General features: G+C 73.5%; 25 protein-coding genes. 5 read left to right on the top strand and 20 right to left on the bottom strand.

Features of this window, described 5'->3' with window-relative positions:
- The first annotated feature begins 1 nt into the window (after window position 1).
- The 3 genes from K1T35_RS22835 (at window position 2) to K1T35_RS22825 (ending at window position 1735) form a co-directional block, all read left to right on the top strand.
- Window positions 2-139: a hypothetical protein gene (locus K1T35_RS22835; RefSeq protein WP_220262133.1), complete on the top strand. Its 138-nt coding sequence runs from the start codon at window positions 2-4 to the stop codon at window positions 137-139.
- Between the two features lie 13 nt (window positions 140-152).
- On the top strand, window positions 153-719 hold the full coding sequence (locus K1T35_RS22830; protein ID WP_220262132.1) for a dihydrofolate reductase family protein: 567 nt from the start codon (window positions 153-155) through the stop codon (window positions 717-719).
- A 242-nt stretch (window positions 720-961) separates the two neighbouring features.
- Window positions 962-1735 carry a methyltransferase domain-containing protein gene (locus K1T35_RS22825; protein ID WP_255622635.1) on the top strand — a complete coding sequence of 258 codons (774 nt, stop codon included), beginning with the start codon at window positions 962-964 and terminating at the stop codon, window positions 1733-1735.
- A 6-nt stretch (window positions 1736-1741) separates the two neighbouring features.
- On the opposite strand, the gene whiA is transcribed toward K1T35_RS22825, so the two are convergent.
- Genes whiA through uvrC form a run of 4 tightly spaced genes read right to left on the bottom strand, consistent with a single transcriptional unit; the run spans window position 1742 to window position 6769 of the window.
- Entirely contained in the window at window positions 1742-2725 is a 984-nt protein-coding gene (gene whiA, locus K1T35_RS22820) for a DNA-binding protein WhiA (protein ID WP_220262130.1), read from the bottom strand.
- Window positions 2716-3762, bottom strand: coding sequence for a uridine diphosphate-N-acetylglucosamine-binding protein YvcK (gene yvcK / locus K1T35_RS22815; RefSeq protein WP_220262129.1), 1047 nt, complete (start codon window positions 3760-3762; stop codon window positions 2716-2718). Before yvcK ends, whiA begins: the two co-directional genes overlap by 10 nt.
- On the bottom strand, window positions 3759-4664 hold the full coding sequence (gene rapZ / locus K1T35_RS22810; RefSeq protein WP_255622429.1) for an RNase adapter RapZ: 906 nt from the start codon (window positions 4662-4664) through the stop codon (window positions 3759-3761). The genes yvcK and rapZ overlap by 4 nt, the downstream gene beginning before the upstream one ends.
- Before the next feature lie 35 nt (window positions 4665-4699).
- Window positions 4700-6769, bottom strand: coding sequence for an excinuclease ABC subunit UvrC (uvrC, locus tag K1T35_RS22805; RefSeq protein WP_220262128.1), 2070 nt, complete (start codon window positions 6767-6769; stop codon window positions 4700-4702).
- A 151-nt stretch (window positions 6770-6920) separates the two neighbouring features.
- On the opposite strand from uvrC, the gene K1T35_RS22800 reads away from it, so the two are divergent.
- Complete coding sequence (locus K1T35_RS22800; protein ID WP_220262127.1) at window positions 6921-7694, top strand: DUF2786 domain-containing protein; 774 nt, start codon at window positions 6921-6923, stop codon at window positions 7692-7694.
- Between the two features lie 1188 nt (window positions 7695-8882).
- Here K1T35_RS22800 and K1T35_RS22795 read toward each other — a convergent pair.
- The 12 genes from K1T35_RS22795 to metK all read right to left on the bottom strand — a co-directional run bounded on the left by K1T35_RS22795 (window position 8883) and on the right by metK (window position 20856).
- Entirely contained in the window at window positions 8883-9599 is a 717-nt protein-coding gene (locus K1T35_RS22795; protein WP_220262126.1) for an HAD-IA family hydrolase, read from the bottom strand.
- 57 nt (window positions 9600-9656) lie between these two features.
- Window positions 9657-10688, bottom strand: a complete 1032-nt coding sequence (locus K1T35_RS22790; RefSeq protein WP_220262125.1) for a dihydroorotate dehydrogenase — start codon at window positions 10686-10688, stop codon at window positions 9657-9659.
- Window positions 10689-10708: 20 nt separating this feature from the next.
- The gene (locus tag K1T35_RS22785) at window positions 10709-11191 is read right to left on the bottom strand and encodes a PH domain-containing protein (RefSeq protein ID WP_220262124.1); all 483 of its coding nucleotides are present in this window, start codon (window positions 11189-11191) and stop codon (window positions 10709-10711) included.
- Complete coding sequence (gene ribH, locus K1T35_RS22780; RefSeq protein WP_220262123.1) at window positions 11188-11667, bottom strand: 6,7-dimethyl-8-ribityllumazine synthase; 480 nt, start codon at window positions 11665-11667, stop codon at window positions 11188-11190. Before ribH ends, K1T35_RS22785 begins: the two co-directional genes overlap by 4 nt.
- Window positions 11668-11680: 13 nt before the next feature.
- Entirely contained in the window at window positions 11681-12982 is a 1302-nt protein-coding gene (locus K1T35_RS22775; RefSeq protein ID WP_255622426.1) for a bifunctional 3,4-dihydroxy-2-butanone-4-phosphate synthase/GTP cyclohydrolase II, read from the bottom strand.
- Window positions 12979-13617: a riboflavin synthase gene (locus tag K1T35_RS22770; protein WP_220262122.1), complete on the bottom strand. Its 639-nt coding sequence runs from the start codon at window positions 13615-13617 to the stop codon at window positions 12979-12981. The genes K1T35_RS22775 and K1T35_RS22770 overlap by 4 nt, the downstream gene beginning before the upstream one ends.
- 69 nt (window positions 13618-13686) lie before the next feature.
- A complete protein-coding gene (rpe, locus tag K1T35_RS22765) occupies window positions 13687-14370 on the bottom strand; it encodes a ribulose-phosphate 3-epimerase (RefSeq protein WP_220262773.1) in 684 nt (227 codons plus the stop codon).
- Between the two features lie 39 nt (window positions 14371-14409).
- Window positions 14410-15885: an RsmB/NOP family class I SAM-dependent RNA methyltransferase gene (locus tag K1T35_RS22760; RefSeq protein ID WP_220262121.1), complete on the bottom strand. Its 1476-nt coding sequence runs from the start codon at window positions 15883-15885 to the stop codon at window positions 14410-14412.
- Window positions 15882-16826, bottom strand: coding sequence for a methionyl-tRNA formyltransferase (gene fmt / locus K1T35_RS22755; protein WP_220262120.1), 945 nt, complete (start codon window positions 16824-16826; stop codon window positions 15882-15884). The genes K1T35_RS22760 and fmt overlap by 4 nt, the downstream gene beginning before the upstream one ends.
- Complete coding sequence (gene def / locus K1T35_RS22750) at window positions 16826-17374, bottom strand: peptide deformylase (RefSeq protein ID WP_220262119.1); 549 nt, start codon at window positions 17372-17374, stop codon at window positions 16826-16828. The genes fmt and def overlap by 1 nt, the downstream gene beginning before the upstream one ends.
- A 175-nt stretch (window positions 17375-17549) precedes the next feature.
- Window positions 17550-19577, bottom strand: a complete 2028-nt coding sequence (locus tag K1T35_RS22745; protein WP_255622423.1) for a primosomal protein N' — start codon at window positions 19575-19577, stop codon at window positions 17550-17552.
- Window positions 19578-19653: 76 nt separating this feature from the next.
- Complete coding sequence (gene metK, locus K1T35_RS22740) at window positions 19654-20856, bottom strand: methionine adenosyltransferase (protein ID WP_220262118.1); 1203 nt, start codon at window positions 20854-20856, stop codon at window positions 19654-19656.
- 252 nt (window positions 20857-21108) lie between these two features.
- Here metK and K1T35_RS22735 point away from each other — a divergent pair, with 252 nt between their 5' ends.
- Window positions 21109-21744, top strand: coding sequence for an SH3 domain-containing protein (locus K1T35_RS22735; protein WP_220262117.1), 636 nt, complete (start codon window positions 21109-21111; stop codon window positions 21742-21744).
- A gap of 205 nt (window positions 21745-21949) precedes the next feature.
- Here K1T35_RS22735 and coaBC read toward each other — a convergent pair whose 3' ends face one another.
- The 4 genes from coaBC to mihF are packed head-to-tail and all read right to left on the bottom strand — an operon-like array spanning window position 21950 to window position 24427.
- A complete protein-coding gene (gene coaBC / locus K1T35_RS22730; protein ID WP_255622420.1) occupies window positions 21950-23179 on the bottom strand; it encodes a bifunctional phosphopantothenoylcysteine decarboxylase/phosphopantothenate--cysteine ligase CoaBC in 1230 nt (409 codons plus the stop codon).
- Between the two features lie 2 nt (window positions 23180-23181).
- Window positions 23182-23457 carry a DNA-directed RNA polymerase subunit omega gene (gene rpoZ / locus K1T35_RS22725; RefSeq protein ID WP_220262770.1) on the bottom strand — a complete coding sequence of 92 codons (276 nt, stop codon included), beginning with the start codon at window positions 23455-23457 and terminating at the stop codon, window positions 23182-23184.
- 2 nt (window positions 23458-23459) lie between these two features.
- Window positions 23460-24074, bottom strand: coding sequence for a guanylate kinase (gmk, locus tag K1T35_RS22720; protein ID WP_255622418.1), 615 nt, complete (start codon window positions 24072-24074; stop codon window positions 23460-23462).
- 38 nt (window positions 24075-24112) lie between these two features.
- Complete coding sequence (mihF, locus tag K1T35_RS22715; RefSeq protein ID WP_142101581.1) at window positions 24113-24427, bottom strand: integration host factor, actinobacterial type; 315 nt, start codon at window positions 24425-24427, stop codon at window positions 24113-24115.
- Window positions 24428-24676 lie beyond the last annotated feature (249 nt).

The raw sequence follows: 24676 nt of genomic DNA, 5'->3' as shown, positions 1-24676 counted from the left end.
GATGCTCCGGATCGTCGAGCCCTGTCTGCCGCTGGACGCCGCGGCGGGCATGGTCGACGGCCGGCTGGCCCACCCCGAGTCCCAGCTCACCGGGTTCACCGCCCGTCCGACGCGCTGGCCCTCGTTCGACTTCGCGTGAGAGTGAGATCCCCGTGTCCCGACTGGTGCTGTACATGTCCATGTCCCTCGACGGCTTCATCGCCGGACCGGACGACCGTCCCGGCCAGGAGCTCGGCCGCGACGGCGGGCGGCTGTTCAACTGGCTCGACGACCGGATGTCCGACGGCCCGAACGGGCAGGTCTTCCGCGAGGCGCTTGCGACCGGCGCCGTGATCTCCGGCCGGCGGACGTTCGAGCTCGCCGGGCGCTGGCAGGGCGACCACCACGACGGCGTGCCGATCTTCGTCCTCACCCGCCACGTCGACGAGGGCGACGTCCCGCCGGGCAGCGCCCGGTTCGTCACCGACGTCGAGGAGTGCGCGGAGCTGGCCAGGGCAGCCGCGGGCGATCGTGACGTGCTCGTGCACGGCGCAGGCGCTGCGCAGGCGCTGCTGCGCGCCGGCCAGCTCGACGAGATGGAGATCCACCTCGTGCAGGTCCTGCTCGGCGACGGGCGGCGCCTCTTCGACGCGCTCGGGCCCGGCCACATCGAGCTCGAACCGGTCCGGATCCTGCAGGGCCGCGACGTCACCCACCTCCGGTACCGGGTGCGACGCTAGGCGGTGACCCGCGACGCTCACGTGGGGACAACGCGGTGGATCAAGGCGAGATGGTCGCTAGATGATCTCCAATCGCGACCATCAGCCCTTGATCGCCGCGCTGACCTGCCGGTATCGGATGCAGATTGTCATTGTTGCGACCATGGGCAACCGATACTTCTGGCGATCTCCGACCCACCTCGCTCGCGCACTGCGGGATGCTGGGCACGTCGCCCCGCGCCGAGGAGGTCGCAGTGTCCGGGATGCTGTCGTTCGACGAGGCCGGCGCCCGCCGGCTCGAAGCCGTCTACACCACCCCGGACGTCGCCGGGCAGCGACACGACGTGCGGAGGATCCTCGCGCTGCGCCCCGGCGAGCAGGTCGTGGACATCGGCGCGGGCCCCGGTCTGCTCGCCGTCGAGATGGCTGCCGAGGTGGGGCCGGACGGTGGCGTGCACGCCGTCGAGCCCAGCGAGAGCATGCGGGCGCGCGCGCAGGCGCGGGCTCGACCGCCGGGCGCCGCGCACATCGAGGTCTCGGATGGATCCGCGGACGCACTCCCCCTCCCGGACTCGAGCGTCGACGCGGCCGTCTCCACGCAGGTCTTCGAGTACCTCCACGACGTGCCCGGCGCGCTGGCGGAGGTCCACCGCGTCCTGCGGCCTGGCGGGCGGGTGCTGCTGCTCGACACCGACTGGGACTCGATCGTCTGGCACACCCGCGACGACGCCCGCACCGCGCGCATCCTGGCCGCGTGGGACGAGCACCTCGCGGACCCGCACCTGCCGCGGACCCTCGCCCCCGCACTGCGCGCCGCGGGGTTCAGCGCCGTGCTCACGCGGGTCCTCCCGCTGCTGAACATCGGGTACGACCCGAACTCCTACAGCGCCATGACCGCTTCGACCATCGCGGAGTACGTCACGGGGCGGGCCGGCATCAGCGGCGCCGACGCCCAGGCATGGCTCGACGACGTCACGTCGCTGGGCGAGGCCGCATTCTTCAGCCTGAACCGCTACGCCTTCCTCGCGGATCGATGAGGCCGGTCAGGTCTCGTCCAGCATCTCCGGGGTGACGGCGGAGTCGGTGTCCGGGATGCCGAGGTCGGCGGCACGCTTGTCGGCCATGTGCAGCAGCCGGCGGATCCGCCCGGCGACGGCGTCCTTCGTCATGGGCGGGTCGGCGAGCTGACCCAACTCCTCGAGGGATGCCTGGGTGTGCTCGACGCGCAGCCTGCCGGCCGCCAGCAGGTGGTCGGGGACGTCGTCGCCGAGGATCTCCAGTGCCCGCTGCACGCGGGCCGCGGCGGCCACGGCCGCCCGCGCGGAACGGCGCAGGTTGGCGTCGTCGAAGTTGGCCAGCCGGTTGGCCGTTGCGCGGACCTCACGGCGCATCCGCCGCTCCTCCCACGCCATCACGCTCTCGTGCCCGCCCATGCGGGTGAGCAGCGCGCTGATCGCGTCGCCGTCGCGGACCACCACCCGGTCGGCGCCGCGCACCTCCCGCCACTTGGCCGTGACGCCGAGCCTGCGCGCGGCTCCGACCAGCGCCATCGCCGCCTCCTGGCCGGGGCAGGTGACTTCGAGTGCCGAGCTGCGGCCGGGCTCGGTGAGCGAGCCGTGCGCGAGGAACGCACCGCGCCACGCCGCCTCCGCGTCGCACACGCCACCGGAGACGACGGGCGGCGGCAGGCCCCGCACCGGGCGGCCACGGACGTCGAGCAGACCGGTCTGTCGGGCGAGGCCCTCCCCGTCGCGCACCACCCGCAGCACGTAGCGGGCGCCGCGACGCAACCCGCCCGCGCTGATCACGTGGGCCTCGCAGGTGTGGCCGTAGAGGTCGTGGATCTCGCGGCGCAGCCGCCGCGCCACCGACCCGGTGTCGACCTCGGCCTCGACCACCACGCGGCCGCCGACGATGTGCAGCCCGCCCGCGAAGCGCAGCAACGCCGCGACCTCGGACCGGCGGCAGCACGGCTTCGTGACGACGAGCCTCGACAACTCGTCCTTGACCGCCGCGGTCATCGCCATGGGTTCGACCTCCTCGTTTCCTGCCCCCCGGGTACGGACCCGTGCGGCTCTGCCCCCGTGTGAACTGACCCGGCGCGCGCGTCGGGCCCGGTGTGCGTATCCAGTTCCGCGAGCACGACGCCGAGGGCGTCGGCCAGCGCGGCGGGGTCGTGACGCGGTACCGCGGGATCGGCCGCGGCGACCGGCGCCAGGTGAACCCTGCCTCCGGGGGCGAGCATCGCGGCCGCGGTGCGGTGCAGCCGCTCGGGAACCGGGACCGCGGCGACGTCGGCGATCACCGCGTCGACCCGCAGCTCCGGGGCGTGCTGTGAGAGTACGGCGAGGTGCTGTTCGGGTGAGAACCCGGCGGTCTCCCCCGGTTCGGGGGCGAGGTTGAGCACGACGATGCGCCGCGCAGGGGACGTGATCAGGGCTTCTCTCAGTTCGGGCACCAGCACGTGGGGGATCACACTGGTGAACCACGACCCCGGTCCGAGGAGCAGGACGTCGGCCGCTTTCACCGCATCGAGTGCCTCCGAGCACGCCCTCGGACGTTCGGGACGCAGCCACACCCGCTGCACCCGCCCCGGTGTGGACGCCACCGCGACCTGACCGCGGATGAGCGCGCCGTTGGATCCGAGCCCGGTGACCTCGGCCTCGATGTCGAGCGGGTCGCGGCTCATGGGCAGCACCCGGCCACGCAGCCCGAGCAGCGCCGCGACCTCGTCGAGCGCGGCGACCGGGTCGCCGAGAACCTCCATCAGCCCCGCGAGCAGCAGGTTGCCGACCGCGTGCCCGGCGAGCGCCCCGGTGCCGCCGAAGCGGTGCTGCACGAGCTCGCTCCAGCGCCGGCCCGAGTCGTCGTCGGAGGCGAGCGCGGCGAGCGCCATCCGCAGGTCGCCGGGCGGGAGCAACCCGAGCTCCCTGCGCAGCCTGCCGGACGAACCGCCGTCGTCGGCGACGGTCACGACCGCGGTGACGTCGTCGGTGAGCCGCCGCAGCGCCGAGAGCGTGGCGTGCAGACCGTGCCCGCCCCCGAGAGCGACGGCCGCCCTCATTCGCGCCCCAGGTCGCGGTGGGCCACGTTCACGGTGACCCCTTCCGAGCCCGCGAGCCTGCGAGCCATCTCCTCGCTGATCGCGACGCTGCGGTGCTTGCCGCCCGTGCACCCGACGGCCACGGTGAGGTAGCGCTTGCCCTCGCGCCGGTACCCCGCGCCCACCAGCCGCAGCAGCTCCAGGTACCGGCTGATGAACTCTTCCGCACCGTCCTGGGACAGGACGTAGTCGCGCACGGTCTCGTCGCGGCCGGTGAAGTCGCGCAGCTCGGGGATCCAGTACGGGTTGGGCAGGAACCGGACGTCCACCACCAGGTCGGAGTCCATCGGCAGGCCGTACTTGTAGCCGAACGACACCAGCGTGACCCGGGTGACCTGCGCCGCCTCCGTGCCGAACGCGCGTTCGAGGGTCGCACGCAGCTGCGGCACGGCCACCGTGGACGTGTCGACGACCAGGTCTGCGTTCTCCCGCAGCGGCCTGAGCAGCTCCCGCTCGGCGGCGATCCCGTCGATCAGCCGGCCGTCGCCCTGCAGCGGGTGGCTGCGGCGCACCTGCTCGAAGCGGCGCACCAGCACGGCGTCGGACGCTTCGAGGAACAGCAGACGCGGCTTGTAGCCGCGAGCGTCGAGGTCCTTGATGACGGCGCCGAGGTCGGCGGTGAACGCCCGGCTGCGGACGTCCATGACGACGGCGATGCGGGTGATCTCGCCCCGCGCGCGGGCACCGAGGTCGACCATCGTGGCGATCAGCTCGGGTGGCAGGTTGTCGACGACGAACCAGCCGAGGTCCTCGAGTACCTTCGCCGCGGTGCTGCGGCCCGCCCCGGACAGCCCGCTGACCAAGGTGACCTCGATGCCCGGCGGATCGGATCCCGCGATCGCCCCTCCACGTGCCGTGCTCACTGCGCCACCTGCGCCGTCGGTCAACGCGCCGTCGCTCACTGGACCCCCTGCCCCGCCGATGCCGGTTCCGTGCTGGGCTCGCCGTTCAACGCGGTGAGCACCGCCGCCGCCGTGCGCGGGCCGAAGCCCGGCAGTGCGGCGATCTCGTCCACGCCCGCGGCCTTGATCTTGCGCAGCGAACCGAAATGCTTCAGCAGCGCCGCGCGGCGGGCCGGGCCCAGTCCGGGCACGGCGTCCAGCTCCGAGGCGACCATGCTCTGCGAACGACGCTGCCGGTGGTAGGTGATGGCGAAGCGGTGCGCCTCGTCGCGTACGCGTTGCAGCAGGTAGAGGCCTTCGCTGGTGCGCGAGAGGATCACCGGGTCGGGTTCGGCGGGCAACCACACCTCCTCGAGGCGCTTCGCGAGCCCACAGACCGCGACGTCGGTGATCCCCAGCTCGGCGAGCACGTCGGCCGCGGCCTCGACCTGCGGCTGTCCACCGTCGACGACCAGCAGGTTCGGGGGGTAGGCGAACTTGCGCGGGCGGCCGGTCTCGGGGTCGATGCCCGGGCGGTGCTCTCCTGGATCCGAAGCGCTGACCTCTCCGGACTCGCCGATGCCCGGTTCGCCGTTACCCGGTCGCGCGTCGGCGTTCGTTTCTGGGGCGTTCGTTCCTGGGGCGTTCGTTTCTGCGAGGTAGCGGCGGAAGCGCCGCCGCACCACCTCCGCGATGGCCGCGACGTCACCGCCCTCGGCGCCACCCCTGATCTCGAACCGCCGGTACTCCGACTTGCGGGCGAGCCCGTCCTCGAACACCACGAGCGACGCCACCACGTTGCTGCCCTGCACGTGGCTCACGTCGACGCACTCGATGCGCAGCGGCGCGCTGTCGAGTCCGAGCGCGTCCTGGATCTCCTGCAGTGCGGCCGAGCGCGCGGTCAGGTCGCCCGCGCGGCGCAGCTTGTGCTGGGTGAAGGCCTCCGCGGCGTTGCGTGCGACGGTCTCGGCCAGCGCGCGCTTGTCGCCCCGCTGCGGCACCCGCAGGTGCACCCGCGACCCGCGCAGCCCGGAGAGCCACTCGACGATCGAGCCGGCGTCCGCCGGGAGCTCCGGAACCAGGATCTCGCGGGGTACGGGCTGGGTGGCGTCGTCGGCGGCCCCGGCGAGCGCGGCCTGCTCGCCGTAGAACTGGGTGAGGAACCGCTCCACGAGCTGCGCGGTGTCGGTCGGCTCGACCTTGTCGATCACCCATCCCCGCTGGCCGCGTACCCGGCCGCCGCGGACGTGGAAGATCTGCACCGCGGCCTCGAGCTCGTCCTCGGCGAACGCCACGACGTCGGCGTCGGTGCCGTCGCCCAGCACGACGGCCTGCTTCTCCATGGCCCTGCGCAGCGCGCCGATGTCGTCGCGCAGCCGCGCCGCCCGCTCGAACTCCAGCTGCTCGGAAGCGGTGGCCATCTTCCGCTCGAGCTGGCGCACGAGGTGGTCGGTGCGGCCGGCGAGGAAGTCGCAGAAGTCCTCGACGATGCGGCGGTGCTCGTCGGCGTCGACCCGCCCGACGCACGGAGCCGAGCACTTGTCGATGTAGCCGAGCAGGCAGGGCCGCCCGATCTGGCCGTGCCGCTTGAACACCCCTGCGCTGCAGGTACGTGCCGGGAACACGCGCAGCAGCAGGTCGAGGGTCTCCCGGATGGCCCATGCGTGCGCGTACGGCCCGAAGTAGCGCACACCCTTGCGCCGGGGTCCGCGGTAGACGTGCAGCCGCGGGAACTCCTCGTTCATCGTGGCCGCGAGCACCGGGTAGGTCTTGTCGTCCCGATACCGGACGTTGAACCGCGGGTCGAACTCCTTGATCCAGTTGTACTCGAGCTGCAGCGCCTCCACCTCGGTGGCGACCACGGTCCACTCGACCTTCGCCGCGGTGGTGACCATCTGCCGCGTACGTGGGTGCAGGCCGGTGAGGTCGGCGAAGTAGGAGTTCAGCCGCTGGCGCAGGCTCTTGGCCTTGCCGACGTAGATCACGCGCCCGTGCGGGTCGGAGAACCGGTACACACCGGGCGCCTCCGGGATGGAACCGGGCGCCGGGCGGTACCGGGAGGGGTCGTTCGAGGCGGGATCGCGCATGGCTCCTCCAGGGTAGGACCGCGGCGCGACACGCCCGGGCGGGGCCGCCTTCCCGGCGCGTCGCTGGGGTGGTGTAGGCGCTCCGCGAAAATGTCGCCACCCCGTGATTACATCTCCCCTGCGAACACACGTTCGATCCGAGGGGGTCATCATGGGTGCGGAGACGACCGGCACAGCGACGACCGGCACTGGGAAGACCGGCACCAAGCTCGAGACCGTGCGCAAGCTGCTCGCCAAGGCCGAGAGAGCGGCCACCGCGGCCGAGTCCGAGATCTACACCGCCAAGGCCGTCGAGCTGATGGCCCGCCACGGCATCGACGCCGCCCTGCTCGCCGCATCCGCCCCCGGCAGCGACGCGATCGGCCCGCTCCGGATCGGGATGCAGGACCCCTACAGCGCGGGAAAGGCCCGCCTGCTCGGCTGGACCGCCGCCGCCCTCGGCTGCCGGTGGGTACTGCACGGCGCGTGGGGCGGGAAGGTCGCCGCCGTCACCGTGTTCGGGCACGCCTCCGACCGCGAACGGGTGGAGGTTCTCTACACCTCGCTACTCCTGCAGGCCACCGCACAGCTCGTCCGGGCGCGGCCGGCCTGGCCGGGCGAATCCGTGGCGGCGTACCGGCGATCCTGGCTCGAGGGCTTCGCAGCGCAGATCCACCGCAGGCTCGTGGAGGCCGAGGAGCGCGCCGCGGGCGACGCCACCGCCCGCGCCCCGGCGAGCGGCGCCACGGGGGTGGCCGTCGTGCTCGCCGACCGGCGCCGCCGCGTCGACAAGGAGTTCGCCACCACCTACCCCCGCCTCGCCACGCTGCGGCCCAGCGCCCTCTCCGGCTCCGGCCGAACCGCCGGGGCGCTGGCGGGGCAGCGGGCGGATCTGGGCGGGGGCGGTGGTCTCGGGGTCGGGAGGCAGCGGGCGCTGGGGGCGTAGGGCGCTCGGGCGTCGGACATCGGGTCCCCCCGGTGCGAGGCGGGCTCGCGGGCCGGAGGCGAGCGCGCCGCCTCGGGCCCGCGTAGGGACGGCAGTTCCGGGGTGAGCCGTGATCATCAGATCGGTGCCTTTCCCGACGTGGGGCGTCGGGTTTCGCGCCGAACCGCTGATCACCGCTCGATTGCGCTGCGTTCCGCGGAACGCGCCCCCGGGGGTGCGGCCGGGTGCCGCGCCTTTCGTGGGCGCGCCGTTCCCGGCCCGGGCCCCCCGGCGCTCGCCTACCAGCCCCGGCCGCCGTTGTGTTCCCGCCGGTTCACCGCAACCCCCGCCTCATGGAGGTGGCTGGGTTGGGTGCACTACCGAATCATGTGGTTGCTCGGGCGGCCGTCCCCGACGCGGGGGCACGCCCGTTCCGGACGAGACCACCGCGATTTGGGTGCCACTTGACTGGCTGTGGTGCCGTTCTCGCCCGGTGGCCGCCCCGGGAGTCTGGGGCGTGATCAGCGGGATCGGGACCTGCGCGGCACCCCTGCGACTGCTGTCCCGTTCTTGCTGATCATGGACCTGCGCGCGGCCCTGTCCCAGGGTGGTTCGCCGTGATCATCCGGGAGAGGGCTGGGTGTGGAGGGTCGGGACCACAGCCGGTCGCGTGGCACCCGAACCGCGGCGGTCTCGTCGAGAACAGCCGTGCCCCCCAGCCGGGGACGGCCGCCCACGCAACCCCAGGGTTCGGTAGTGCACCCAACCCAGCCACCTCCACAAGGCAACGGGCCGAGGTGAACCGGCGGGAACACGCGCAAGGCCCGGATCACCGGGCGGGCACCAGGGCGCCCGGGCCGGGAACGGCGCGCCCACCGGCAGCCGCCCGACCAGACTCGACCCGATGGATCGACACGATCGCGCCTGACCCACCCCGGCCGCGCGACCGGTGGCGGGCACGATCCGAACTAGCGGTTGTCCACGGCTGCCCGCACAACCATGAGCACCCGAAACTCCGGATCATGGAAGCGAAGATCGCGAGTAGCGGTTGACCATTGCTGCCGGCACAGCCATAAGCAACCGATACTTCGGATCATGGGCGCGGCCACCGCCGAACGGGACCCGGCAACAGCGCCGAACACCCGTGATCACAAAAATCCGCCGGTAGGACTGGCGATCGTTGCCCCCGATCGCCGGATCCACTCCGAGTCAGACCGGGAGGGCGATGAGGCGCTCCACCACGGTGTCCAGCCGCTCCGCCGCCACGTGCGGGCGCTCCACGACGTCCGGCACGACCCCTTCGAGTCGGGTGGCCAGGCCGCCGATGAGCCCGGCCCGCACGGCACCGTGCACGTCCCACGAGTGCACGGCCACCAGGGCCACCTTCTCCCGCTCCAGCTCCACCCGCTGGCAGGCCCAGTGGTACACGCGGGCGGGTGGCTTGAACGAGCCGATCCGCTCCGTGGAGAACGTGTCGCGCAGGTAGGTGCGCAGGCCGGCCTTGTCGAGGGCGTCGCAGGCCAGGGATTCGGTGCCGTGGGTGAACCCGAAAGCCGGGATCCGGGCGCGGGCGAGGGCCATCAGGGCGGGCTCGACGTCCGGGTGCGGCGGCAGCTCCCGGAACCCGTCGATCACGTGCTCCACCGCCTCGTCGGAGAGGGTGTGGCCGGTGGTCGTGCGCAGGGCCGCGCGGGCCACGTCACCGAAGGGACGCACGGAGCCCGCCAGCGTGTGGGCCATCCCGTCGCGGAGTGTGCGGGCGAAGAACAGCTCGCATTCGTACTCGGGGCGGCCCACGTCCACGAATCGGGACCGCAGGGCGTCGACCCGCAGCATGGTCTCGAATACGTCGAAGAGCACGGCGCGCGGCCGGCGATCGGGAGCACGCAGCCCGCCAGTGGTGGCGGCACCTGACGTGATCGTCATCGAACTCCTCCCTGCAAATGCCTCAGCGGCCGGCCCCGTCCGGGTGAAGATCGTCGCTCAATGCGACGCGCTGTTGCGGTTCGGCAGCGTTGAGTAGCGCCGAACGGCTCGCAACACGCGCCGAACGCGCAGCGCCCGCAACGGAGCGAGAGCGTACCCCGGATAGCTCGCCAGCCACGTCGCGCTGCCGAGGCTCACGGCGTCGGCGCCCGCCCAGAAGTACTCGCGGCAGTCGTCCACTGTCCGGATGCCGCCGGTGGCGATGATCGGGAGCGTCACGCCTGCCTCGCGCAGCTCGCTCACGACGCGCAGGCCGATCGGCTTGATCGCGCGGCCGGAGAGGCCTCCGTAGCGGTTGGCGAGCCACGGGGTGCCGGTGCGCGGGTCGAGCCGCAGCGCCTTCACCGTGTTGATCGCCGTCAGTGCCGACACACCCGCCTTCGCGGCCTGCTCGGCGTTGCGCAGGTAGTCGTAGTCCGGCGAGAGCTTGAGGATCACCGGGTGGTTGCTGCGCGGTGCGGCCTCGTCGAGCACGTCCTGCAGGATCGTCGAGAAGTCGAAGTTGACGTTGTGGCAGCTCACGTTGAACTCGACGGCGGCGATGTCGCCTGCGGGCACCGCGGCGTTCACCCGGTCCACGAGCGTCACGAACTCCTCGGCCGAGAACCCGCCGAGGGAGATGATCGTGCGCTGGTCGCGGGTGCGGGGGTAGTAGTCGCGCAGATAGGCGTCGATGCCGATGTTGCACCAGCCGAACGCGTTGATGAACCCCCCGTCGGTGCCGCGCAGCACGGTGCCGTACCGCTCGAGCAGCCCGGGCAGCTCGCGCAGCGCCCAGTCGTCGCGGGTGGTGAAATGCCCCTCCCGGGGCTCGACGGTGAGCGTGCGCGTGGTGACGGCACCGAACTCGGCCAGCGGCACGAACAGCGACACCGGGCTCATGCCGTACGGCAAGAGCGGTGAGTTGGCCACGCCGTACCCGAGCAGGCTCGACGAGGTGACGAGGCGGTTGCGGAGCACGATGTCGCCCAGCCGCACGCTCTCGGCGGGCTGGACAGGATGGGAGTTCAACTCCCGGGAGCGCAGCACGCCCCGATGCTACGTGCGGTTCAGGAGGAGGACCGGGACCGGGCGTGCAGCGCACGCACCCGGGTGATCGCGTCCACGGCGCGCTGCCCGTCGACGGCTTGGATGGCGAGCACCGGCAGGTACTCGTCGTCGGGGAGGTCCAGCCGCGCCCACGAGGCACCGTCCGGGAACGCCACCCGCAGCACGAGCGACCACGGCAGCCGCCGGGTGATGAGGATGTTGCGCACCTCGATGCCCTCGGTGTCGGCGCGCACCCGGGGCCGGGCCAGCAGCAGCAGGCCGCCCGCGATGAAGAGGCCGAGCAGCACGAGCGCCACCTGGTCGGCGAACCGGAAGAACACGCCGGTCTGCACCGCGCGCAGTACCACGGCGATCGCCACGAAGAGCGCCATCACCACGACCGCGCCCACCAAGGACGCGATCAGCATCTTCCGCGGGCGCACCACCACGACGTCGTGATCCGGGGCGGTCACGGCGCTCACCGTACCGATTTCTGCGCTCATCGCTCCGTCCTCAGGTCCCGCAGCACGAGCGCGGTCTGGAGCGCGGCGACGCACGCCTCGCTGCCTTTGTCCTCCGCGGCGCCCGGCCTGCCGGAGCGGTCGAGGGCCTGCTGGCGGGTGTCGCAGGTGAGAACCCCGTTGCCCACCGGCGTGCGCTCGTCGAGCGCCACGCGGGTGAGGCCCGCCGTGACGGCGTCGCACACGTACTCGAAGTGGGGAGTGCCGCCGCGGATCACGACGCCCAACGCCACCACGGCGTCGTGCCGCACGGCGAGCTCCTGGCAGACCACGGGCAGCTCCACGGTGCCGGGCACCCGCACCACGGTGGGCGGTTCCACTCCCGCCTTCTCCGCCGTGGCGATCGCCCGCTCCAGCAGCACGTCCACGATTTCCGCGTGCCACGTGGTGGCCGCGATGGCCAGCCGCAGGCCCGACGCGTCGGGCAGCTGCTCCGCCGGACGCCCCTCGCCGCTCATTGCTTCTCTCCCCCTACGAACCCGTGCTGTCGGCGAGCGCGCCCCGCTCGACCGTGTCGAGATCGGGCAGATCATGCCCCATCCGGTCGCGCTTGGTGCGCAGGTATCGCAGGTTCTCGCGGTGGGCGCGTACCGGAAGCGCCACGCGACCGGTGATCGTGAGGCCGTAGCCTTCGAGCCCGGCGCGCTTGTCGGGGTTGTTGGTGAGCAGCCGCATGGACTTGATGCCGAGATCGGCGAGGATCTGTGCGCCGGTCCCGTAGTCGCGGGCGTCGGCGGGCAGGCCCAGTGCGAGGTTGGCGTCGATGGTGTCGGCGCCGGCCTCCTGCAGCTGGTAGGCCTGCAGCTTGTGCAGCAGGCCGATGCCGCGTCCCTCGTGCCCGCGCATGTAGAGCACCACGCCGCGGCCCTCGGCGGCGACCGCGGCGAGCGCGGCGTCGAGCTGCGGGCCGCAGTCACACCGAAGGGATCCCATGACGTCGCCGGTGAGGCACTCGGAGTGCACGCGCACGAGCACGTCCTCGCCGTTGCCTTCCGGCGTGGCGACGTCGCCACGCACCATCGCGATGTGCTCGATGCCGTCGAGCAGCGAGTCGTACCCGTACGCGATGAAGTCGCCGTGCGCGGTGGGGATGCGGGCCTGCGCCACCCGCACGACGTGCTTCTCGAAGCGCCGCCGGTACGCGATCAGGTCGGCGATCGTGATCAGCGCGAGGTCGTGCTCCTCGGCGAACACGCGCAGCTCGTCGCCGCGGGCCATGTCGCCGACCTCCTTCTGCGACACGATCTCGCAGAGCACACCGGCCGGCCTGAGCCCGGCGAGGCGCGCCAGGTCGACGGCGGCCTCGGTGTGGCCGGGCCTGCGCAGCACACCGCCCTCACGGGCCCGCAGCGGGAGGATGTGGCCGGGACGCACCAGGTCGTTCGGACCGGTCGCGGGATCCGCGAGCGTCCGGATCGTGTGGGCCCGGTCGGCCGCCGAGATCCCGGTGGTGACGCCTTCCTTCGCGTCCACGGTGACCGTGAACGCCGTGCGGAAGTTGTCGGAGTTGGTGTGGTGCATGGGTGGCAGGTCGAGCCGGTCGCACTCGCTCTCGGTGAGCGGCACGCAGATGTACCCGGACGTGTAGCGCACCATGAACGACACGAGCTCCGGCGTGGCCATCTCGGCCGCGAAGATCAGGTCGCCCTCGTTCTCGCGGTCCTCGTCGTCGACCACGACGATCGCCTTGCCTGCGCGCAGGTCGGCGACCGCGCGTTCGATCGACTCGAAACCGCCCGGCGTCACCGGCTGTGCCGCCTCATCATCGCTCACAGAGCCCCGGCCTCCTCGTGTGCCGACGGGACCCCGCTGTACCCCGCCGTGAGCCGCTCGACGTACTTCGCAACGACGTCGACCTCCAGGTTCACGGTATCCCCCGGCTGCCGGAATCCGAGTGTGGTGTGCGACAACGTCGTGGGGATGAGCGCCACGGTGAACGCGTCGGCGGACACGCCCGCCACCGTGAGCGACACCCCGTCCACGGTGATCGAGCCCTTCTCCACCAGGTAGCGGGCGAGGTCGGGGGCGAGGCTGAAGCGCAGCTCGTCGGTGCGCTCGCCCGGCGAGCGCGACAGCAGCGTGGCGACGCCGTCGACGTGGCCCTGCACGATGTGACCGCCGAACCTCCCACCCACCGGGACGGCCCGCTCCAGGTTCACCTTCGTGCCGGGCACGACGGCGCCGAGGCTCGAGCGCTTGAGCGTCTCGGGCACCAGCTCGACGGTGAACGTGTCGTCCGTGCTGCCCTCGGGGTCCACCACCGTGAGGCACACGCCGTTGACGGCGATCGAGTCGCCGTGGCGCGTGTCGGAGGTGACCGTCCGCCCGCGCACCCTGAACACCACCACGTCTGCGCTCTCGCGCACCTCGGTGACCTCGCCGATCTCCTCGACGATTCCGGTGAACATCCCGCATCTCCCCTTCCGCCGCCTGCGCCGCCGGGTGCAACCCGGCGGCTCGGCGTATCGTTCCCCGGATCAGGCCCAGCCGCGGTGTGCCGAGGCGTGCCGCACCTGCTCGCGCAGTGCCTCCACTGCGCGAGCCGGGTCGTCGGCGCCGTACACGGCCGAGCCGGCCACGAAGCAGTCGACGCCCGCCTCCGCCGCCGCCTCGATCGTGTCGGTGTTGATGCCGCCGTCGATCTCGACGAGCAGCGTGAGGTGGCCGGTGTCGACGAGGCGGCGCGCCGTCCGCACCTTGTCGAGGACCTCGGGGATGAACTCCTGGCCGCCGAACCCGGGCTCGACGCTCATCACGAGCAGCGTGTCGTAGTGCCGCAGCGTGTCCAGGTGCGGCTCGAGCGGCGTGCCCGGCTTGATGGACAGACCGGCGCGGACGCCCGCGGCACGCAGGTCCTTCGCCAACGCCACCGGGTCGCGGGAGGCCTCCACGTGCACGGTGACGTTGTGGGCACCCGCCTCCGCGTAGCCCAGTGCCCAGCGCTCCGGGTCCTCGATCATCAGGTGGCAGTCCAGCGGCACGTCCGTCGCCTTGCGCAGCGCCTGCACCACCGGCAGCCCCAGGGTGAGGTTCGGCACGAAGTGGTTGTCCATGACGTCGACGTGCAGCCAGTCGGCCCCGCGGCCCGCCGTGCCGGCTACCGCGGCCGCCTCGTCGGCGAGCCGGGCGAAGTCGGCCGCGAGAATGCTCGGCGCGATCATGGGGTGCACTCGGAGGAGGTTACGCCGCGCGACCCGCAGTCACTCCTCGCGGCGCAGGAGTGCGAGGAACATCGCGTCGGTGCCGTGGCGGTGCGGCCACAGCTGCACGGTGGGCCCGTCGCCGAGGTCGGGCACGCCGGGCAGGTACTCGCGCGCGTCGAGACGCTGCACGTCCGGGTGGGTGCGGCGCACCGTGGCCAGCACACCCGCGGTCTCGGAGAGGTGGGGCGAGCACGTCACGTACGCCACCACGCCGCCGGGCCGCACGTGCCGCAGCGCGGCGGTGAGCAGCTCCCGCTGCAGCGCCGTGAGACCCGCGACGTCCGACGGCTGCCGCCGCCACCGAGCCTCCGGGCGGCGGCGCAGCGCGCCGAGGCCGGTGCAGGGCGCGTCCACGAGCACGCGGTCGAACGTCGCGTCGGGCAGCGGCGCGGCGCGGCCGTCGGCCTGGTGGACGGTCACCGGGAGCCCGTCGGTGGCCCGGCGCACCATGCCGGCGCGGTGCTCGCTGGGCTCGACGGCGTCGAGGGTGCCGCCGTCGAGGGCGACGAGGCCACCGAGCAGGGCGGCCTTCCCGCCGGGGCCGGAGCACAGGTCGAGCCAGCGGCCCCCGTCCTCGCCGGTGAGCGGTGCACGGGTGAGGGCGAGCGCCACCAGCTGGCTGCCCTCGTCCTGGACGATCGCCAGGCCCTCGGCCACCGCGTCGATCTCGCCGACGTCGCCGCCGCCGGTGGGCAGGTGCACGCCGTAGGGCGAGTAGGGCGCCTCCTCGCCACCGGTCACGAGAGCGAGCTCGGCGGCGGTGATCTCCCCGGGGCGGGCGAGCAGGTGCACGGCAGGGCGGGCGTCGTCGGCGGCGAGCGCGACGTCCAGCTCCGCTGCGGGGTCGGCGGATCGCCCGAGCGCGTCGGCGAAGGCCTGCGCGATCCACCGCGGGTGGGAGTGGGCCAGCGCGGCGTGCCCCACCGGATCCTCGTCCATCGGCGGCGCGAGCGCGGCCACCCATGCCTGCTCGTCGCGTTCGCCGACCCGGCGCAGCACGGCGTTCACGAACCCGCCTGCCCGGCTCCCGGCCTCGCCGCGCACCAGCTCCACGGTGGTGGCGACCGCGGCGTGCGGCGGGATCCGGGTGCGCAGCAGCTGGTAGGCGCCCAGGCGCAGCGCGTCGAGCAAGCCGGGCTCCACGCGGGACATCGGCCGGTCGGTGCACTCGTCGATCACCGCGTCGAGCAGGCCCTGCGCGCGCAGCGTGCCGTAGCCCAGCTCGGTGGCGAGCGCGGCGTCGCGGTCGCGCAGTCCGTACCGGCGCAGGATCGCGGGCATGGCCAGGTTGGCGTACGCGTTCCTGGTGCGCACGGCGGTGAGCAGCTCGAGGGCGGCCAAGCGGGCGGGGTCCGGCTCGGGTGGGCGGGGTGGGCCCTGCCGGCCCCGCGGCGGACCCGACAGCCTCGGGCCGGCGCCCCGGTCGCGGCGCGGGCGGCGCGGGCCCTCCCGGCGTGGGCCGACGCCACTCACGTCAGCCGCTCCCCGGCCACGATGCGCACGCCGCGTGCCCAGTCCGGGGCGGGCATGGCCCGCTTGCCCACCGGCCGCACCTCGCCCAGCTGCACCGGTGACCCGGCCGTGCCGACGAGCACCCGCCGCTTCTCCGCACGCAGCTCCCCCGGCTCCAACGCCCCCGGCACGAACTCCGCAGCGTCCTCGGGACGGGTGACCGGACCGAGGCCCAGCCGCTCGTCGCGGAAGGTGGTCCAGGCTCCTGGCTCCGGGGTGACGGAGCGGATCAGCCGGTCGACCGCGACGGGCGGCGCGGTCCAGTCGACGCGCGCGTCCGCGGCCGTGACCTTCGGCGCGAGCGAGACGCCACCGGCTGGCTGCGGCCGGGCGTCGAGCGTGCCGTCCTCGATCCCGTCGAGCGTGGCCACCAGCAGGCCGGCACCTGACGTCGCGAGCCGCCCGAGGAGATCGCTCGCGGTGTCGGTGGGGCGCACCTCTTCGGTGACGACGCCGAAGACCGGCCCGGTGTCGAGCCCCTCCTCGAGCAGGAACGTGCTGGCCCCGGTGATCTCGTCGCCGTGGCGCAGCGCCGCCTGGACGGGTGCGGCGCCCCGCCATGCTGGCAGGAGCGAGAAGTGCAGGTTCACCCAGCCGTGCCGCGGCACATCGAGGGCCTTGCGGGGCACGAGGGCGCCGTAGGCGACCACCGGGCAGCAGTCGGGGGCGAGCTCGGCGAGCCGTGCGATGAAGTCCGGCTCGGACGGCCGCGCGGGGGTGAGCACCGGGATCCCCGCGTCGTCGGCCAGCAGGCCCACCGGGGAACGCACCAGCTTCCGGCCGCGGCCGGCAGGCGCGTCCGGCCGCGTGACGACGGCGACGACCTCGTGCCGCGGCGACTCCAGCAGCGCCCGCAGGGACGGGACCGCGGGATCGGGGGTGCCGGCGAAGACGAGCCTCACTACCGGACCTTCCCGAAGAGGGGGTGCGGGCTCACGCGGACCTCGGGCACCGGCTCCCCGAACCATTCCGCCGCCCGTATCTCGGCCATCGCCTGGCGGCGCGTCTCCGCGTCGAGGCGGTCGACGAACAGCACGCCGTCGAGGTGGTCGGTCTCGTGCTGGATGCACCGGGCGAGCAGCTCGCTGCCCTCGATGACGACCGGCTCGCCGTGCATGTTCCAGCCACGGGCCACGACGTGCAGGTGGCGGCGGCAGTCCCAGCGCAGCCCCGGGATCGACAGGCACCCCTCCGGCCCGACCTGGTCCTCGGCGCCGACGGCGTCCCACGTGGGGTTCACCAGGTGGCCGGCGAAGCCGTCGCAGTCGTAGGTGAACACCCGCAGCCCCACCCCGAGCTGCGGCGCGGCGAGACCGGCACCGCCCTCCTCGTGCATCGTGTCGGTGAGGTCGGCCACCAGCTTGCGCAGCTCGGCGTCGAACGTGGTGACCTCGGCGGCCCGGGTGCGCAGCACCGGGTCACCGAACAGCCGGACGGGAAGGACGGACACGCAACTCCTCCAGGAGGGCGCCGCGCAGACGATCAGACGGTTCGGAGCGGGAGGCGCGGCGGCGACCGTCGATTCTGCCATGTGCCGTCAGGGCGCCCACCAGCGCGCACGAGCGGGGCAGCGCCCCGTAGGCCCGCGAGCCCCCGGAGCGAAGCGGAGGCCGTTCGACACCGACTCAGCCGACCTCGACCGGGTCGAGCCGCACGCGCACCGGATCGGTGGCCTTGCGGGCGGTGCGGCCGGCCTGGGCGGCGTGCAGCGCGGCGGCCAGTGCCTTGCCATGGGCGCGCGGGATCCGCACGAGCGCGCGCTCGCGCACTTCGGCGTCGCCATGGCGTTCCGGCTCGACCTCCACCGGCCCGAGCACCTCGGCCGCGGGCAGGTCGGCCAGCACCCCGTCGATCACCTCGGCGACCGCGGCGGGCTCGCCTTCGACCGATGCCATCCGCACCGCGGGCGGGAAGCCGACCTCGGCCCGGCCTGCGAGCTCCGCGTGGGCGTGCCCGGCCGGGTCCCAGCGCACCAGCGCCTGCACGACCGGCAGCTCGGGGTCGGCCATCACGACCACCCGACCACCGGCCCCGTGCGGCACCACCAGCGCGGTGGCGGCGAGCCACCGGCGCAGGGTCTCCTCGGCCACGCGCAGGTCGGGCCGCGACAGCAGGGCCCACCCGTCAAGCAGCAGCGCGGCGCCGTATCCGCCGGGAACGCGCGGCTCGGCGCCCGGTGTGGCGACCACCAGCTCCGGTCGATCCGCGGCGACGGCGAGGACCGGGGCGCCGCCGCCGGACGTGCGGACGGTGGTGCCGGGGAACGCGCGGCCGAGCTCCTCCGCGGTGCGCCCGGCACCCACGATCCCGGCCCGCAGCCGTCGCGAGCCGCACCCCGGGCAGCGGAACGCCGTCTCGGGCCGGCCGCACCAGCGGCAGTGCGGCGGCGCCGCGCCGTCCGCGTCCCCTGCGGCCTTGCCCGTGAAGCCCAGCGGCCCCGCGCAGTGCCGGCACCGCGCCGTCTCCCGGCAGGAACCGCACGCGAGCCACGGCAGGTACCCGGATCGCGGCACCTGCACGAGCACCGGGCGCCCTGCGGACAGCGCCGCGCGCGCCGCCTCGAACGCGACGTGCGGCAGCCGCGCCGCCCGTGCGTTCGGGTCGCGCGCGAGCTGGGCCTCGCTCTCGCCGGCAGCGGCCACCCGCGGCATCGCGTCCCGGACCACCACCCGGTCGGCCACCACCTCGCGCGCCCACCCGGACTCGACCAGCAGGTGCGCCTCCGCGGTGCGGGCGAACCCGGCCACCAGCAGCGCGGCGCCCACAGCGTGGGCGCGCAGCACGAGCACGTCGCGGACGTGCGGATACGGCGCGCGCGGCTCGGCGTGCAGGTCGTCCCCGTCGTCCCACACGGCGAGCAGCCCGAGCCGCCGCACCGGGGCGAACGCGGCCGACCGCGTGCCGACGACCACACCCACCTCCCCGCGCCGCACGGTGAGCCACCGCCGGTACCGCTCTGCGGGTCCCAGGTCCGCGGTCAGCGCGACCACGCCGCCCGATCCGAGCAGCTGCGTGCACGCGGTGTGCAGGGCGTCGACGTCGCGCTGGTCCGGCACCACGATGAGTGCCCCGCGCCCGGCGGCGACGGTGGCGGCGGCGGCCTCCGCCAGCCGCTGCGGCCAGTCCTCCCCCGGCAACGCCTGCCAGACCGCGTGGACCGCCCGCCCGCGCGCGAGCGCGTCGAGCAGGGCCGGCCCGCGCGTGTAGCGGGACCACCCGGCGACCGGCGCCTCCGCCGCCCGCGCGGGCTCCCGCTCCTTGGGCGTCTCACCCTCGACCCTGGCGTGCCGGGGCGGAACGGCGAGACGCAGCACGTCGTAGAGAACTCCCGCGTACCGGTCCGCCACGGCCCGGCACAGGGCCGCCACCTCGGTGGTGAGCACCGGCTCCGGCGACACGACCTTGTCCACCCATGCCAGTCGCCCGCCGTGCGCCGACTCGGCCACCCGCTCGAGCAGGAAGCCGTCGACCGTCCTCCCGGCGAACCGCACCCGCACCCGCACGCCCGGCACCGCGTCGCCGTCGAGATGCGCGGGCACGCGGTAGTCGAAGGGGCGGTCGAGGTGGGCGAGCGGCACGTCGACCGCCACCCTTGCCACCGGCAGGTCCCCGGCCGGCTGCCACTCGCCGCGGTTGCGACCCGGTCGGGTCACCGTGCTCACTGCGTTGCCGCCTCCGGCGGTCGTGAGCGGATAGGCGCGCCATGACGCGCGTATCCGCTCACGAGTGTCAGGCGCCTGCCGCGGCCTTCAGCGCAGCGGCGCGGTCGGTGCTCTCCCATGGCAGGTCGACATCGGTGCGGCCGAAGTGCCCGTACGCCGCGGTCTGGGCGTAGATCGGGCGCAGCAGGTCGAGGTCGCGGATGATCGCGGCCGGGCGCAGGTCGAAGACCTCGGTGATCGCCGACTGGATCTTCACCGGGTCGACGTGCTCGGTGCCGAACGTCTCGACGAACAGGCCCACCGGGGCGGCCTTGCCGATCGCGTAGGCGACCTGCACCTCGATGCGCTCGGCGAGCCCCGCGGCCACCGCGTTCTTCGCGACCCAGCGCATCGCATAGGCGGCGGAGCGGTCCACCTTCGACGGGTCCTTGCCCGAGAACGCGCCACCGCCGTGGCGGGCGAAGCCGCCGTACGTGTCGACGATGATCTTGCGGCCGGTGAGGCCCGCGTCGCCCATCGGACCGCCCACCACGAAGCGGCCCGTGGGGTTGACCAGCAGCCGGACATCCGCGACGTCCAGGCCGAGTTCGGTGATCTCCGGGCCGACGACGTGCTCGCGGACGTCGGGCGCGAGCAGGCCGTCGAGGTCGATGTCGGCCGCGTGCTGGGTGGAGACGACCACGGTGTCGAGCCGGACGGCCTTGTCGCCGTCGTACTCGATCGTGACCTGCGTCTTGCCGTCCGGGCGCAGGTAGGGCAGCAGGCCGGACTTGCGGGCCTCGGTGAGGCGGCGCGCCAGCCGGTGCGCGAGCGCGATCGGCAGGGGAAGCAGCTCAGGCGTGTCGGTGTTGGCGTAGCCGAACATCAGGCCCTGGTCGCCCGCGCCCTGGCGGGCGATCTCGTCCTCGGAGGACTCCACCCGGCTCTCGTACGCGGTGTCGACGCCCTGGGCGATGTCCGCGGACTGCGCGCCTATCGCGACGTTCACCCCGCACGAGGCGCCGTCGAAGCCCTTCGCGGAGGAGTCGTATCCGATCTCGAGGACCTTGTCCCGCACGAGCGTGGGGATGTCGGCGTACGCGCTGGTGGTGACCTCACCGGCGACGTGCACCTGCCCGGTGGTCACGAGCGTCTCCACCGCCACCCGGCTGCGCGGGTCCTGCGCCAGCAGCGCGTCGAGGATCGTGTCGCTGATGGCGTCGCACATCTTGTCGGGATGACCCTCGGTCACCGACTCGCTGGTGAACAGCCGCCGCCCTGGTGTCGCCACGCCCCACTCCGTCCGCAATCTCTCAACCGGGTCCACGCGCACCCGAAGTCCGACCAGCGAGCGTAGTCGACGCACCGCAGGGTGCCGGGGGCACCAGGTCTAGTCGCACGCCAGGCACGGAACGTCACATCGTGCACGACACGCCCCCGCCTCGTCAGTCCATCCGGTGATGTTGCGTTCGGTAGCGAATCGGTAACGGAAACGCTCGTTGGTCCACTGCGAAGGCCCACTTTCCACGGAGGAATCCTGATCATGAAGGCCCCCAAGTCGCTGTTCGACCGACCCGGCCGCGCCACTGCCGTCGTCGGTGCGGTGGTCGCGGTCAGCGCGACCGCGGCCGTCGCACTGCTCTCCGGCACCGCCACCGCCAACCCGAGCGCCGAACAGCCCGGCAGGTGCACCAAGAACGTCAACGTTCGTTCCGAGCCCGACACCACCTCCCGAATCGTCGCGCTGTGCGAGGAGGGCACCGCGGTGAAGGTCGGGCAGGCCAAGGACGGCTTCGTGCAGCTCACCAGCCTCGGCGGCTGGGCTGCGCAGGAGTACATCTCGGTGAACGGCCGAGCCCCTGCGCCTGCCGCGCGATCCGCCAACTCCGAGGACGAGGACACCGACGAGGCCGACGGCCGTCGCTCGGGCCGCTCGTCCGACGATGCCCGGGAGAGCGGGCGGGCCGGCCGGCACGGTGCCCACGGTTCCGGCGCGACCGGCAGCGGCGCCGGCAGGGCCGGTGCGGACGACAGCAGCGCCGACGAGAGCGGCGGTTCCACCGACGCCACCGACTCCACCGATCCGGCCGAGACCGAGGAGTCGGAGGACGCAGAGGGTCCCGGCCAGCAACAGGCGCCTCGGGGCGCAGGCGGCGGCATCGGCGGTCTGCTCGGCTGAGGCGAGGGCCCCGTACTCCGCGGGGCGGGCTGCGCCGGGTGCCCCCGGACCCGCAGCCGCGCCCGCCCCGCGGGTTTCACATCCCTATCCGGTGGTCGAGTAGGGCCGGCGCCCAGCGCCGGCCCGTATCGAGGCCACCCCCACCGACGCAGTCATGGCTGTGGTCTCGATACGCGCCGGCCCTGGCGGGCCGGCGCTGCTCGACCTAAGGGTGCGGCCGAGCCTCCAGCCGGGCCGCCACCGCGTCCCAGACGTGGGACGCCAGTAACGCCTTCGAGCCGTTCTCCAGCTCCTGCTCGGAGCCGTCGGCCCCCAGGAGCCAGCCGGCGTTGTCGGGCACCTCGAACGCCCGCCCGTCGCCGACCGCGTTGACGACGAGCAGGTCGCAGCCCTTGCGGGCGAGCTTCCCTCGGCCGTGGTGCAACGGGTCGCCGGTGTCGTCGCCCGTCTCGGCGGCGAACCCCACGATCACCTGTCCGGCTTCGCGCGCGGCGACCAGCTCGACGAGGATGTCCGGGTTCAGCGCGAGGCGCAGCGGAGGCGGCTCCGAACCGTCTTTCTTGATCTTGTGTGCGGCCAGCGAATCGGGCCGGAAGTCGGCCACCGCGGCCGCCATCACGACGGCGTCGGCGCCCTTTGCCGCCGCGTGCATCGCCTCGCGCAGCTCCGACGCCGGGCCGACCCGCACCACCTCGACCGCGGCCGGGTCACCCAGATCGGCGGTGTGCGCGGCGACGAGCGTGACGTGGGCGCCGCGCTGCGCCGCCACCCGCGCCAGCGCGTAGCCCTGCCGGCCCGACGAGCGGTTGCCGAGGTAGCGCACCGGATCGAGGGCCTCCCGCGTGCCGCCGGCCGACACGACGACTCGGCGGCCGGCGAGATCCCGCGGCAGCGCGTCGCCGCGTTCCAGCAACAGCCGGGCGAGCTCGGCGATCTCGGCCGGGTCGGGTAGCCGCCCGGGGCCGGTGTCGGCGCCGGTCAGCCGGCCGGACGCGGGTTCCATGACCACCACGCCGCGGGAGCGCAGCAGCTCCACGTTGGCGCGTGTGGCCGGGTGCTCCCACATCTCGGTGTGCATGGCCGGCGCGAACAGCACCGGACATCGCGCGGTGAGCAGCGACGCGGTGAGCAGGTCGTCGGCGCGGCCGGCGGCGGCGCGCGCCATCAGGTCGGCGGTGGCCGGCGCGACGACGACGAGGTCGGCCTCCTGGCCGAGCCGGACGTGCAACACCTCGGGGACGTCGGCGAAGATGCCGGTGTGCACCGGCTGACCGGACAGCGCCTCGAAGGTGGCGGTGCCGACGAACTCCAGCGCCGACGGCGTGGGAAGGACCCGCACGGAGTGGCCGGTCTCGGTGAGCCGGCGGAGCAGCTCCGCGCTCTTGTAGGCCGCGATGCCGCCGGCCACCCCGAGCAGGACCCGGGGCGGCGGCACGGCTACTGCTCGCCCTCGGTGTGCTCGAGCAAGCCTGCCTGGATCTCGCGCATCGCGATCGACAGCGGCTTCTCGCGCGGACCCGGCTCGACGAGCGGGCCGACGTACTCCAGCAGGCCCTCGCCGAGCTGGGAGTAGTAGTCGTTGATCTGGCGGGCGCGCTTGGCGGCGTAGATCACCAGCGCGTACTTGGAGCTGACCTGGCTCAGCAGATCGTCGATGGGCGGGTTGGTGATGCCCTCGGGCGTGGAACCAGCGACAACACCGGTCAGCGGCATGCTCACGAAGAAGACTCCTGGGGGAACGGGCGTACGGCGGGAGGACCCGCACCGACCAGCAAGTCTACCAACCGGGAAACGACGTCCTGCAGCTCGGCGTTGACGATCACGACGTCGAACTCGTCGCAGGCCGCGAGCTCCTCTCGGGCCGTCTGCAGGCGGCGCCGGAACTGGGTCTCCGACTCGGTGCCGCGCCCGCGCAGGCGCCGCTCCAGCTCGGCGAGCGACGGCGGCGCCAGGAACACCGTGACGGCCTCCGGCAGCACCGCCTTGATGTTGCGGGCACCAGCGAGGTCGACCTCGACGAGCACCGGCCTCCCGGCCGCGAGCGCCTGCTCCACCGGCTCCCGGGGGGTGCCGGAACGCTGCAACCCGCCGTGGATCTCGGCCCACTCCAGGAGCTCACCGCGCGCGATGAGCTCGTCGAAACCGGAGGGGCCGACGAAGCGGTAGTGCACGCCGTCGACCTCGCCAGGACGCGGGTCGCGCGTGGTGGCCGACACACTGAAGAACAACTCCGGCAGCCTGCCACGCAGCGCGTCGACCACGCTGGACTTGCCGACGCCGGAGGGGCCGGCAAGCACCACCAGCCGTCCCCTCCGCACGCCTTCCGACACGGTGCTCAGTCTCTCAGAGCCGGATCGAGAGACCGGTCTCAGGACTCGAAGTCGGCCAGCAGCGCCTTGCGCTGCCGGTCGCCCAGCCCACGCAACCGGCGCGACGGGGCGATCTCCAGCCGCTCCATGATCTGAGCCGCCCGGACCTTGCCGACACCCGGCATCGCCTCCAGCAGGGCCGAGACCTTCATCTTGCCCAGCACCTCGTCGGTATCCGACTGCTTCAGGACCTCCCCGATGGTCGTCCCGCCGCGCTTGAGCCGGTCCTTCAGCTCGGCCCGGGCCCGGCGCGCCGCAGCCGCCTTCTCCAGGGCGGCAGCACGCTGTTCCTCGGTCAGCTGGGGAAGGGCCACGGTCTCCTCCGTCTTTCTCCGTGCGGCCTGCAAATCAGGCGCATCCTCACCACCGTCGCGGGCTCGACCCGCGGCTCCCACCGAACGTACTCACGCCCGGCCGGGAAAGGGAAACGGGGGTCCACCTGCCGGTTCTCCCACCGGGCCCACCCGTCCGGGTGATACCACGCGAATGCGCCCGAACGGGGATTCGACCCGCCCGCTCGGCGCACCGGACCGACCGTCGCCTGCGCGCTCCCTCGGCGCGGA

It is taken from the genome of Pseudonocardia sp. DSM 110487, from assembly GCF_019468565.1.
GTDB lineage: Bacteria > Actinomycetota > Actinomycetes > Mycobacteriales > Pseudonocardiaceae > Pseudonocardia.
The sequence above is the reverse complement of the archived record's forward strand: the minus strand, read 5'-3'. Positions and strand labels throughout refer to the sequence as shown.